Raw genomic sequence first — 11,471 nt, 5'->3', positions numbered from 1 at the left:
TCCGGGACTCGAAGAACCCCCAGGGCCCCGCGCTCCTCTTCTCACCCGGCCACTTCGCCGCGTTCACGGCCGGCCTCCACACCAACGCCTAAACGCCGGCTGACCTGCACACCGTCAAGATCAGAATCGCAACTGCTCCGCCTCAGCACCACTTGAGGCGGAGCAGTTGCATACGCCGGCCACACCGGCGACCTGACCGCAGCGCTCGCGTACGCCGAGCGCGGCGCGGCCGCAGCCCCCCGTCGGCCCGGTCCGTGCGCAGCTCCACGCCTGGGCGCTTCTGCCCACCCTCGCCCAGCAGGGGCCGCGACCGGGAGGCGGCCGCTGCACTCGACGTGGCACTGACCGAACTCGAAGCCGACCCGGCCGGCCAGGCCCCCGGGCCGTTTCGGCTCGACGAACCCGAACTCGCCCTGCACCAGGCCGAAGTGCACCTCACGTTGGGCCGCACCGACCAGGCCCGTTCCCGCGCTGAGGCCTCCGCACCCGCCTGCACCACTGGCACCCCTGGGTGGGCCGCCGCCACCCTCGTCCTCGCCCAGGCCGAAGCCTCCGACCAGCCGCCCGACGCCGCTCAGCGCGTCCTGGACGTCCTCGACCGAGTGCCGCCGAGCCGCCTACGCGCCACCGCCCGCACCCGGCTGCAGCGGCTGGAGGACCTGCCCGCCGCGCCCGCCCCACCGAGTACGTGGCCGATCTCCGCGAGCGCCTGCGCACCCTGCCGCCTCCTGCGGGCGCGTCCGGCACCGCATCGGCGTAACCCCGTTGTTTGGACATGGCCTGGCTACGGTGCAGGGGACCGAGGGCGGTCCGGGGGTCATTCGTCGTCTTCCTCGGAACCGTCATCGATGTTGTTCATCGCGTCGTAGAAGGCCTCGTCGTCGTACTCGACGCTGACGTACTCGGGCTGGAAGAGCTCCTCGTCTGGGTCCATGCCTTCGGATGACCGCATCATCTTGACCAAGAACTGTCGTCGTCGGCTCTCTCATGAGGGGAGCCTAGAGACCTACCCATGCGGCAGCCTCCAGTTTTTCCGACGGCCTGACGCGCTCCGGGCGCTCGACGGCGGACCGAGTCACGGGTGGCGGAAGCCGCGATCGGGGTCGCGGGCCTGCTCGGGGTCGAAGGCGGCAAACCAGTCGTGCGGGGCGAGATTGACCATGCCAAGGGACTGATGAACGTCGCCTTCGGGGTCCTCGATCCCGTCGAGAGAGTTGTCGAACAGCATGAGCACGTCGTGGTCCTGGAAGGGGACGTCGGAGCAGGCGTCCCAGTCGAAGTCGGCCCGGTCTTCCGGCAGGCCGGCCACGGTGTCCCGCACGAGGCGCGGCCGGTTGCGCGTCAGGTCCTGAGCACGAGCGATCCCAAGGTGCAGGGCCATCTCCTCGCCGGTGCAGCGTGGTTCGACCTCAGCGTCGGACGAGCAGTCGGCGGCCAGGTCGTCGAAGGCCCGGGCCATCTGCCGACGCCAGGAAGCACTTTGGTGCCAGGTCACCCGCGGCAGCGAGCCGAAGAGCCCGCCAGCCGTCCGCTGGGCCGGCTGGTCCCCCAGCGTGGACACCTCCTGCCACGCCTGATCCGACAGTTGCCGAAGGGCCAGGTGCAACACCGCTCGCGTCCTGAGGGTGAGAATCTCCTCCCCTTCGTCGCCTTCGTCCCAGTCCTCGCGCAGGGGGCCGGCTCCGCCGTAGTGGGCACGGGAGCGCAAGTGCTCGCGTACACGGTGGGCGGCCTCTTCGGGCGCGGCGAGTGACGTGTCGATGATCAGCAGTTCGTCGGAGCACGGTTCGGCGGCAAGCAGAACGCCCGCCTCCGTGCAAAGGGCTGCCGCCGTGTCGCCGGAGCTGCGGGGGAGGATCACGGCGTACTGGTTGTCGGCCAGCCGGTCGACGATGCTGGCGGTCAGCCCGGCGACGATCCAGGGATCGTCCCAGGGCGCGGCGATGTGAAGGTCGTCGACCACGAGGACGTTGCCCGGCAGGTCGACGAAGTTCTCGTACTCCGTGCGGAACTGGCCGTCTTCGTCGAAGAGTTGCTCCGCCGCCACCGCGGCGAGGGAATGTTCGTCGGCCAGCCGCTCGCCAAGGTTGTGGGACTTCCAGTACTGGCCGCGTGTCGCACGCACCCGGGCCACCGTCTCGTCGTCGGCGAGGAGACAGATCTGCCAGGCCTGGACACCCTCCGCACTGGGATCGGCAAGACGGTGGACATGCCGGAACTCCAACGTCAACGTGCTGGGATCCGCCTTGGCAGGGGGCCTGGTGGCCTGGTCGTTCATCGACTTCCTCTCGCCGTGCAGCCGCCCGCGACGGCGCGGTCCCAGGCTAGTCAGCACGACGCCCGCCCCGCGGGCCATCAGCACACAGCACCCGATCCAGCGTCCTCTCGGCTTGGAAGCCCCAGGTCAGGGGCTGTGGGAGCCCAGGAGCACACCGGCGAGTGTCCCGGCGAGCAGGAACGGACCGAACGGGATCCTGCTCGTACGGCCGGCCCGGCCCGTGAGCATGAGGCCGATGCCGTACAGCGCGCCGAACAGATACCCGGCGAAGGTCCCGGCCAAGACGATCGCCCAGCCGTACCAGCCCAGGACGGCCCCGAGGACGAGGGCGAGTTTGACGTCGCCGAACCCGAAGCCCTTGCTGATCAGGAAGAGCGCGAAGTAGCCGGCGCCCAGGATGAGGGAGCCGAGCAGCGCGGACGTCCAGCTGCCGTCGGCGCCGGGCAGCACCGCGGCGACGCCGAGCAGGACGAGCGCGGCCGCGGCGAGCGGCAGGGTGAGTACGTCGGGCAGCCGGTGCACCGTGAAGTCGACGGTGGCGAGCAGCACGGCGGCCGGCGTGAGCAGCAGCCAGACCACCAGCTCGGGGCGGGCCCCGTTGGCGGCCGCGAGCAGGGCGCAGACCACGGCTGTGACGGAGGCGACGGGGAGGGTGCTCGGTCCGTAGGCGTGCCCGGCGGCGCAGCGAGCGCGCCCCAGCCATCCGTTGCCGGTACCGGTGAGGGGATGGCCAGCCGGGCACGCTGAGTGCCAGGGCTCCTCGAGGGGCACGGAGAGCCGGTAGGCGGGACGGGGTATGAGCACGCCCGTGGCGCAGCCCCACAGAGCGGCAGCCGTGACGATCAGCAACGTCTCCACCGAATGGAGCTTAGAGCGAGGCGGACCCGGGGCTCAGCTTCGCTCCGTCCACTCCTTGAGAGCATTGGCCAGGGCGCGGACATCAATCTGCCCGGCGGCGACCTGCTCGGCGAGGTCCGCGGCTTCCTTGGTGGTGAACCGCACGGGCAGACCGCTGGCGGTCAGGTAGCCGACAGCGACCGCCGCGCCGAAGAGCTGGTTGCTGTGTTCCAGAGCCGGGACACGGACCAGCGACTGGAAGAGAGCCGCGGCGCGGTGATGCGGGCGGGGATATACGGGCTCCCCCATGACGCGGAAGGCGTGCCGGGCCCGTGCCGCTTCCAGGGCCCCCCAGTCCGTCACATCGGGGTCGCCGAGCTGCGTGCGGGCGATCTCCAGCAGCCATGAGAGATCTACGGTGAGGTCCACTACTGGGCAGCCGGCCTCACGCAGCGGTCGCGCTGGGCCCGGGTTCCGGACCGAATCGGCGGGCGAACTCTTCGCGCATGCCGGGAGCGCTGATGAAGCGGGCACTGCCCTCGAGGAACCGGGTGCGTGCCAGGTCTGCAGTCAGCCGCCGGGTCGCGTACTGGTCGGGTTCCTCGTGGTCGTCAGCGGCGAGACGCTGCAGTTCCTCGTACGTCTCATCGTCGACCTCGATGCGGATCTCCTTCGCCATGGAACCACCGTAGCCGGACCGGAAGCCGGGCGGGGAGGGATGGGTCGAAGCCCGCCCAGCGTTCGAGTGCCTGAGGCCGTGACGGCCGTACCACTTTGGGGGTCCACTGGAGGTATGGCGCTTTACGACGCTTAGCTCCGTAAAACGTCCTCGCCGGACAAAGGCACAGGTCGAGGCCCTGCGCGAGGCTATTGCCTCAGTGGCCGAAGGGGCGCAGCCGTGCAGCGTTCGCCACGTCCACTACCTGGGGATCGGAGACCTGTGGGACAAGGACACCGGTACCTCTCGCCGCCACTACTCGGTCGTCGTCCGGGAACTCGGCTACCTGCGGGAGACCGGGAGGATTCCGTGGGACTGGATTACCGACGGCACCCGGATGGTCCGGCAGGAGCTACAGTACGACTCCCTTGAAGACGCGATGGAGCGTGCTGCTGAGGGGTTACCGGCGGAACTTGTGGGCAACGCAGAGCCGCCGCGTCGAGGTCTGGTGTGAGAGCGACAGCGTAGGGGGCGTCCTTCTGCCGGTGACCTCCGCCTGGGGCGTCGGCCTGTACTCCTGTCGCGGCCAGTCCTCCAAGACTTTCGTCTACGAAGCGGTACAGGAATACGCGAGACAGGGCAAACCCCTCACCGTGATCTTCGCGGGTGACTGGGACCCTACCGGCAGATGCGTTCCCCGCTCGGTCATCGAACGCATGCACCGCTACGGCAACGGCGAGCTCGACCTGGACTTCCAGCAGATCGCCGTCACCGCCGACGATGTCCGCTCGGCGCAGTTCACCACCCACGACGTCAACACCCGGGACGTCAACTACAAGCGCTACCGCGAGGAGTGCCTGAGCGAGGACATCGACCCCCACGTCGCGGTCGAGGTCGAGGCTCTTACGCCCGGCCTGCTGCGAAGCCGGTTGAACGATGCGATCGAGGCCCTGGTCGACGACGTCCGGAAGTGGAACATCGAGGCTCGCGCGGAAGAGGCCGAGCGGGAGCTGCTCCGGTCCCTGCAAGGGACGGTGGAGAAGATCGTTCGCCGCACCGCGGGCGAGCCGTCCACCGAAACGGCGAGAACCAGTAGACCCCGAACGTCGTTCTAGCGTTGCATCGGAGCCTGGGCAGCCTGGGCTCGTGCGCCAACTGCTGGTGCGCGACTGCTCACCCCAGTGAAGCCGCCGCCGTCTTGTACGCTGCGGCCTGCTTCGGCGTCAGGTATTGCGAGACCCGAATCAGCACCGAGCCGTGCACGTAGTCGTACTCGGCGAGCGCTTGGATCGACTTGGTGATGGTCTGAATGTAGTCCTCGCGCGCCTTGGCGTCCGTCGAGTTCGCGAACGCCTCGATCGCACCTCCGCGCTCGACGGCGCCCTTTTCCGAGCCGCTCACGTCGGTTGCCGCGATACGGGCGTCGGAAAACGTGACCTTGGACGTGTACTCGTTCGGGCGGCCCAGGAGGTGGTCGGGGTCATTCTCCGCGGTGACGATGCCGGAGAGCTTCGCCGAAGGCACCTGCCCTGAGATCTTCTGGAAGGCAACTTGCGCGGTGAGGCGCTTGCTGACCGTTGCGCTGGGCGTGCCGTCTTTGGCGGGCGCCGTGGGGCTGGGCGAGCTCGACGTGCTGCTGCAGCCGATGAGTGTGGCCACCATGACGGCAACGATCGCGATGGCGGACGCCGCCCGAGGTCCCACAGGGCGAGTCGCGTTCTCGCCTGGGCCCGCGCGAGCTGGGAGACCCTTGCAGGTAACGATGACGTACTGGCCGTCCAACGGGACCGGTCCGGAGTGGCCGCCTACTTTGATCATGACGGCCGGCCTTGCCTGACCCGCGACGCGGAAGACGGAACCTCAACACCCATAGCTCGATCGTCACGCCGTTTCGCTACTCCTGCGAGTTCAGATGTGTCCCTGGCCATGGGCCACGGCCATGGTGCCGGTGATGACGGTCGCCACGGTTGCTCCGCCCCATCGGGACGCCACCCAGTCAGCAGCCATGAGGTTCACCGTATCGGTGCTGCTGTGCGCCGGGAGGCCGTTGGAGCGTTGGCGAACTGCGCCTTGTCTCCTGCAGCCTGCGGCCTGAGTGCGCCATGTCTGCTGAGCTGCTGAAAATCAGAGTTGAAATAAGCGCTGGAGCTGCTTAAGATCGAAGCGAAAATAAGCGAATAGGCTCTTGGAGTCACCCCGCGGCAGGAGATCGCATGGCCACGCTCAGCATCCACTTCGACCCCGCCGTCATCGCGCGCCTCACCAGCGCGAGCGGCGACGACACCATCCACGTCACCCTGTCCCTCGGTGGTGGCACCGATACCCCCGAGGCCACGCCCGTCCTCCCCCACGGGCCGCTCGCCGCCCTGATGCAGGCCGACTTGCTGAAGCCGGGCACCGTCCTCACCTTCCACCAGCGCCGCGCGGGCCGCTCGGGCCGCGCTGTGGTGACCGCCGACGGCCAACTCATTGTCGATGGCCACTCCACGCCGTTCTCCTCCCCCTCGAAGGCGGCAGAAGCCGTCACCGGCAACGTCATCAACGGCTGGACCCTGTGGCACACACCCGGCGGATCCACCCTGGACCAGCTGCGCCAGAAGCTGGACGCCCAGTAGCCAGCCCACAAGAACGCGCACGCGACCGGGAGATGTTGGTGGAGACGTACGGCGAGCTGCTTGCCGAGGTGATCGTGCCGAAGCTGACGGCGGGCGCGGTCACCCAGGAGCACCCGGTGGTGGTGTTCGTGGCCGCGCAGGCCGGCAGCGGCAAGACGCTGGTGATGGACCTGGTCCAGGCGGCCCTTCAGCGGCGCGGTGGGGCGGTGCGGGTGGATCGCGACGCGTACAAGGCCGTTCATCCGCGCTACGCCGCTTTCCTGGCGGAGGACGTACGGACGGCCGGGGTGCGGGTGCGGCCGGAGACCTACCGCTGGCAGGCCGAGGTGGAAGCTCACGCCCGGGCGTGCCGGTATGACGTGGTGGTGGAGGAGGCACTGGCGGATCCAGCGGCGTGGCGGGCTTCGGCAGCCGCCTACCGCCGGAACGGGTACCGGGTCGAGTTCGTGGCGCTGGCCGTGCCGGAGGCCGTCAGCCAGCTCGGGGTGCTGGACCGCTACCTGCGGCTCGCCGAGGAGGGCCGGGCCCGGTATGTGTCGTGGGACAACCACGACGCGTGCGCGGCGGCGCTGCCCGAGGTCCTCGCCGACATCGAGGCAGGGCACCTGGTGGACCGGGTCGTCGTCGTGCGGCGTGCCGCCGAGGTGTTGTACGCCAACGAACTTGCTTCGGACGGGCGATGGAGCCGTCCCGCGGGCGCGCGTGAGGTGCTGCTCGCCGAGCGGTCGCGCCCGTGGAGTGCGGCGGAGACCGGTGTCTTCCGCCGGCAGCTCGCCGATGCCGACCGGCGCGCGCACGATCCGCGGCTGCCCGAGGACTGGGCGCTGGCTGTGCGGCGCAACGCCGAGCGCGCCGCTGCCCTGGCGGAACCGCTGCGGCGCACCGCCCAGGCCCGCGCGGCGGCGCCCGGGGTGGACTACCACCGGCTCTCCGCCGAGGAACACCGTTGGATCTTCGACGAGCTGATCGTGCCGGACCTGCTGGCGCGCATCACGCCGCAGGAGCGGCCGATCGTCGTCTATGTCATGGCTCAGCCCGGCGCGGGCAAGACCAGGATGACTCCCATGCTGCGGCGCACCCTGCGGGGCCGGCCGGTGCGGATCAGCGGTGACGACTTCAAGGCCGCCCACCCCGACTACCTGCAGTTGCTGAAGGAGGAACCGCGTACGGCCGGCGAGCGGATCCGCGCGGACTACCGGGCCTGGCAGGCACTGGCCGAGCAGTACGTACGCGAACGGCGCAGCGACGCGGTCGTTGAGATCACGCCGGCCAGTGCCGCCGCCTTCGTCAACAGCACGATGCTGTACCGGCAGGCGGGGTACCGGGTCGAGGTCGTCGTCCTGGCCGTGCGCGCGGCCGACTCCCTGCAGGGAACCGCCGACCGCTACGCACAGATCAGCAGCTACGGCGCATCCCCGCGGTTCACCACCACGAGCGGGCACGATGCCCACTTCGCCGCGCTGCCCGACGCGGTCGCCGCCGCCGAGCACACCCACGTGGCCGACGCCATCACCGTGCTGCGGCGCGATGCCACCGTCGTCTACCGCAACGTGCGCTCCCCTCAGGGCGAGTGGGCGCACCCGGCCGGCGCCGCCGCTGCCCTGCTCATCGAGCAGTCCCGCCCCTACACCGATGCCGAGGCCGCACGGTTCTGGGCCACGCATCGCCGGCTACGCGCGGCGATGCCGCACTACCGCGACGCGCTGGCGGAGATCGCTCAGCGCGCTCGGCCGCTGATGCCTCCGCATCTGCAGCCGCATCGCCTGCCCGGTCCCGCCGTCGTGGCCGCCCTGCCCACCCGCCCCTACGAGGCGGGGGGCTCCAGGTCTTTCAGCCGGGCCGCGTAGAGCGCGGCGAGGCGTGCTGTCCCCTGCGCGTCGGCGTCCTCCAGCCGGTCGCGGTCCTCCACGCACGTCTGCCGCTGGGCGGCCAGCTCGCTGAGGGCCTCCGGGGTGGCGCCGGCCCGGCGCTCGGCCAGGATGCGCTGGCTGTACCAGGCGATCACTTTCTCCACCAGCTCCACGGCGGTCTCGTGGCCGGCGGCGCCGTCCTGTCCGTCCGGCAGCGGCGCTGGTGTGTGGTCCGGGGCGGACTGGGGGTCAGGGGTTGCAGGGTCGTGCACGAAAGCCACCAAGGAAGAGCTGGACAAGGACGGCTCATTCTCGGCGGTACCAGGTACCCCGGCAAGGCAGCCCGGGCGCTGCTGAACAGGTCCGGCAAGGGCAGGGAATCGGTCACACCCGCCTGGTGGCAGGCCCCGGCGCACTTGTGGGTCTGCCGTCCGGGGCCCGCGCGGGCATAGTCTTGACCGACTGATGATCTTTTTCGGCGGGGGGACCAAGTGACGGACCTGCGAGCGCTGTTCAGCTCCAACGACCCCATCGACGCGAGCGAGGCGTTCACCAACCGCCAGCGTCAGTGGGAGCTCGTCGCCACCGCGCTCGTCGAACACCTGCGGCACATCAGCTCCCCCGGCTTCGACCCCGCCGACCTCGAGGCCCCCCGCAATCATCTGATCGTCTTCCACGGCGTGGGCGGTGTCGGCAAGTCCACGCTTCAGCGCAAGCTCGAGGCCGCACTCAGTGGCACCCGGCCGGTGCAGTGGGGCGAGCAGGTCTGGGGCGGGCACAAGATCCTGCCCGTCCGGATCGATCTGGCCCGCTCCGCCGGCACCACCGTCGAAGACGTCGTCCTGACTATCCGGGCCGCCCTAGCCACGGTCGTCGCACGACCGCTGCCGGCCTTCGACATCGCGCTGCGCCGGTACTGGGAGGCCCAGCACCCCGGCGATCCGCTGGACGCCTACCTCGAACGCGGCGGCTTCGTCTCCCGGTTCGGTAAGGCCCTGACGCAGCAGACGCAGTCCGCACTCAGCGACGTCGCCCAGACCCTGCTGATGCCCGGCACCGTCGGCTCGGCCGTCGGACAGATCACCGGCGCCCTGGTCGGCGCGCTGCGCGAGCGGCGTCAGACCGTACGGGCGCTGGCCGCCTGTGCGCGGCTCGCGCCCCTGCTGGAGACCGAACCCAGCCTGGAGGCGCTGTCTTTCTACCCGCACCTGCTCGCGTTCGAGCTTCACCGGCTGCCCGAGGCCAAGAAGATCACGCCGGTGATTCTGCTGGACACCTTCGAGGACACCGCCGACCGTCACCGCGACCTCGAACGCCTCCTGCAGCGCCTGGTGTGGCTGCTGCCGAACTGCTTCTTCGTCATCAGCGGCCGCTCCCGCCTGCAGTGGGCCGACCCCGCGCTGCACGGGCAGCTCGACCACACCGGCCCCGCGGCCTGGCCGGGCCTGGCCACCACGCCGGGCCCCGTCCCGTCGCCCCGGCACGGCACGCCGGGCGGGCGGCAGCACCTGATCGGTGACCTCTCCCCCGAGGACTGCGACGACCACCTCGCCCGCCGCCTGGCCAAGGACGGCCGGCCCCTCATCAGCCCCGCCATCCGGTCCGTGATCACCGCCCGCTCCCACGGCCTGCCCCTCCACCTCGACCTGGCCGCCTCCCGCTTCCTGGAGATCCGCCGCACCCGCGAGCCGCAGCCCGCCGACTTCGACCACACCTTCCCCGCGCTCCTGGCCCGCGCCCTGTCCGACCTGACCGCCGACGAACGGCACGTCCTGCGCTCGGTGTCGCTGCTGGACGCCTTCGACCTCGACCTCGCCACCCGCGCCGCCGGCCTCACCCACCAGGCGCCCGCCCGCCGCCTGACCGAGCGGCCCATCGTCTACGAGAACCCGTACGCCCTGTGGCCCTACCACCTGCACGGCGCGATCCTCTCCGCCCTCACCGAAGCCGACGACCACACCGACGACCGCTGGACACCCGCCGACTGGCACCAGGCCGCCACCCGCGCCCTGGCCGCCCTCGGCGACCAATGGGCCGCGAACGCGTCCCTCACCCCCAGCCGCCTGCTGCTGGTGGCCTGCCTGCGCCAGGGCCTGCGCCTGGCCCGAGACCACCGCCTGACCGGCCTGGGCTGGCTCATCGACGCCGCCTACGCGTATACCGACGACTCCGTGTGGGAACCTCTCGCCCCGCCCACGGCCAGTACGCCGGACCCGGGACTGGACACCGCCGCTGATGCCCTGGCCGAACTGCTTACCGCGATCACCCGCCGCCAGCACGAACACCGCCAGCGCACCGCCGACCGTCTCACCGCCGTCCTGGACAGCGGTCTGCTGCCCGCCGAGCTGACCGAGATGGCCCTGTACTACCGGGCCAAGGCCCACAAGGACCTCAGCCAGAACGACGCCGCCCGCACCGGGATGCAAGCCGTCGCCGACATCGGCGGCCGCCTCGCCCCCAAGGCCCGCCGCGGCTTGGCCAACCTGGCCCGCCTCGCCGGCGACTTCCCCACCGCCCTGGCCGCCGTCCCCACCCTGGGCTGGAAGGGCCGCCACCATCGCGTCCTCGGTGACATCCGCTGGTCCCACGGTGACACCGCTGCCGCCGTCGCCGCCTTCGAAGCCGGCCGCGCTGAGGCCGAGCAACACGGCGCCGCCGGTGAGCGCGCCATGATGCAGGTCCGCCTGGCCCTCGCCATCTCCTTCGCCGACCCCGTGCGCGCCGACGACGAACTCGCCCTCGCGCACCAGTTCCTCGACGGCCTCGACCAGCGCTCCAACACCCTCCTGGCGCAGGTCGTCGCCCTGATCAAGGACGCCGGAACCGACGGCGTCACCGACCGCGCCCAGCGCCTGCACGCCGACATCGAGAACGCAGGGCTGCCCTTCCTCCACCGGTTCGTGGAACTCGCTCTCGCCTTCCACCACGCCGTCCGCAGTGAGCACCAGGACCTGGCCGCCACCATCGACCGGCTCCGTGACCTCACCGCGACCGGCGACTTCGCCTACTTCACCGACAGCGCCCACTTCATGGCCGCCCTGCCCCTGCCGGAGCCCTCGACCACTCGCTGGATCACGAGCGAAGACGACGTCCGCTCCGCGTGGCGCGGCCTGGTCCAGGCCCGACAGGAACACCTGCTCGCCGGAAACTAACACCCGAAACGCACGGTGGTCCGGACAAGAAAGTGCTGGTCGGGGCATGCCAGTCGTGGACGGGGACGGCGACGTATCAGC

The 11,471-nt window shown here is 70.5% G+C and carries 12 protein-coding genes; 6 read left to right on the top strand and 6 right to left on the bottom strand.

What is annotated here, in order from left to right; genetic code table 11:
• A partial coding sequence (locus AC0B9F_RS37125; protein ID WP_472010141.1) for a DUF397 domain-containing protein occupies window positions 1-92 on the top strand: 92 nt, incomplete at its 5' end.
• Between the two features lie 983 nt (window positions 93-1,075).
• Here the strand turns inward: AC0B9F_RS37125 and AC0B9F_RS37120 are convergent.
• The 4 genes from AC0B9F_RS37120 to AC0B9F_RS37105 form a co-directional block, all read right to left on the bottom strand.
• A complete protein-coding gene (locus AC0B9F_RS37120; RefSeq protein WP_472010139.1) occupies window positions 1,076-2,278 on the bottom strand; it encodes a hypothetical protein in 1,203 nt (400 codons plus the stop codon).
• A gap of 126 nt (window positions 2,279-2,404) precedes the next feature.
• A complete protein-coding gene (locus tag AC0B9F_RS37115; protein ID WP_472010137.1) occupies window positions 2,405-3,136 on the bottom strand; it encodes a prepilin peptidase in 732 nt (243 codons plus the stop codon).
• A gap of 33 nt (window positions 3,137-3,169) precedes the next feature.
• Window positions 3,170-3,544 carry a fic family toxin-antitoxin system, toxin component gene (locus AC0B9F_RS37110; protein ID WP_472010135.1) on the bottom strand — a complete coding sequence of 125 codons (375 nt, stop codon included), beginning with the start codon at window positions 3,542-3,544 and terminating at the stop codon, window positions 3,170-3,172.
• Between the two features lie 16 nt (window positions 3,545-3,560).
• Window positions 3,561-3,794 (bottom strand): hypothetical protein, encoded by a 234-nt coding sequence (locus tag AC0B9F_RS37105; RefSeq protein WP_472010133.1) that lies wholly within the window; start codon window positions 3,792-3,794, stop codon window positions 3,561-3,563.
• Between the two features lie 199 nt (window positions 3,795-3,993).
• Here AC0B9F_RS37105 and AC0B9F_RS37100 point away from each other — a divergent pair, with 199 nt between their 5' ends.
• Both AC0B9F_RS37100 and AC0B9F_RS37095 read left to right on the top strand, forming a co-directional pair.
• Window positions 3,994-4,287, top strand: coding sequence for a hypothetical protein (locus AC0B9F_RS37100; RefSeq protein ID WP_472010131.1), 294 nt, complete (start codon window positions 3,994-3,996; stop codon window positions 4,285-4,287).
• A gap of 31 nt (window positions 4,288-4,318) precedes the next feature.
• A complete protein-coding gene (locus tag AC0B9F_RS37095) occupies window positions 4,319-4,888 on the top strand; it encodes a hypothetical protein (RefSeq protein WP_472010129.1) in 570 nt (189 codons plus the stop codon).
• Window positions 4,889-4,946: 58 nt separating this feature from the next.
• Here AC0B9F_RS37095 and AC0B9F_RS37090 read toward each other — a convergent pair whose 3' ends face one another.
• Entirely contained in the window at window positions 4,947-5,435 is a 489-nt protein-coding gene (locus AC0B9F_RS37090) for a hypothetical protein (protein WP_472010127.1), read from the bottom strand.
• A 551-nt stretch (window positions 5,436-5,986) separates the two neighbouring features.
• On the opposite strand from AC0B9F_RS37090, the gene AC0B9F_RS37085 reads away from it, so the two are divergent.
• On the top strand, window positions 5,987-6,388 hold the full coding sequence (locus tag AC0B9F_RS37085; protein WP_472010125.1) for a restriction system modified-DNA reader domain-containing protein: 402 nt from the start codon (window positions 5,987-5,989) through the stop codon (window positions 6,386-6,388).
• A gap of 38 nt (window positions 6,389-6,426) precedes the next feature.
• A complete protein-coding gene (locus tag AC0B9F_RS37080; protein ID WP_472010123.1) occupies window positions 6,427-8,235 on the top strand; it encodes a zeta toxin family protein in 1,809 nt (602 codons plus the stop codon).
• On the opposite strand, the gene AC0B9F_RS37075 is transcribed toward AC0B9F_RS37080, so the two are convergent.
• Window positions 8,193-8,537 carry an SNARE domain-containing protein gene (locus tag AC0B9F_RS37075; RefSeq protein ID WP_472010121.1) on the bottom strand — a complete coding sequence of 115 codons (345 nt, stop codon included), beginning with the start codon at window positions 8,535-8,537 and terminating at the stop codon, window positions 8,193-8,195. The two genes, AC0B9F_RS37080 and AC0B9F_RS37075, sit on opposite strands and share 43 nt — an antisense overlap.
• A gap of 192 nt (window positions 8,538-8,729) precedes the next feature.
• On the opposite strand from AC0B9F_RS37075, the gene AC0B9F_RS37070 reads away from it, so the two are divergent.
• Window positions 8,730-11,390, top strand: coding sequence for an ATP/GTP-binding protein (locus AC0B9F_RS37070; RefSeq protein WP_472010119.1), 2,661 nt, complete (start codon window positions 8,730-8,732; stop codon window positions 11,388-11,390).
• Window positions 11,391-11,471: the final 81 nt, after the last annotated feature.

The sequence above is a fragment of the Streptomyces sp. NPDC097129 genome (assembly GCF_055668065.1).
The sequence above is the reverse complement of the archived record's forward strand: the minus strand, read 5'-3'. Positions and strand labels throughout refer to the sequence as shown.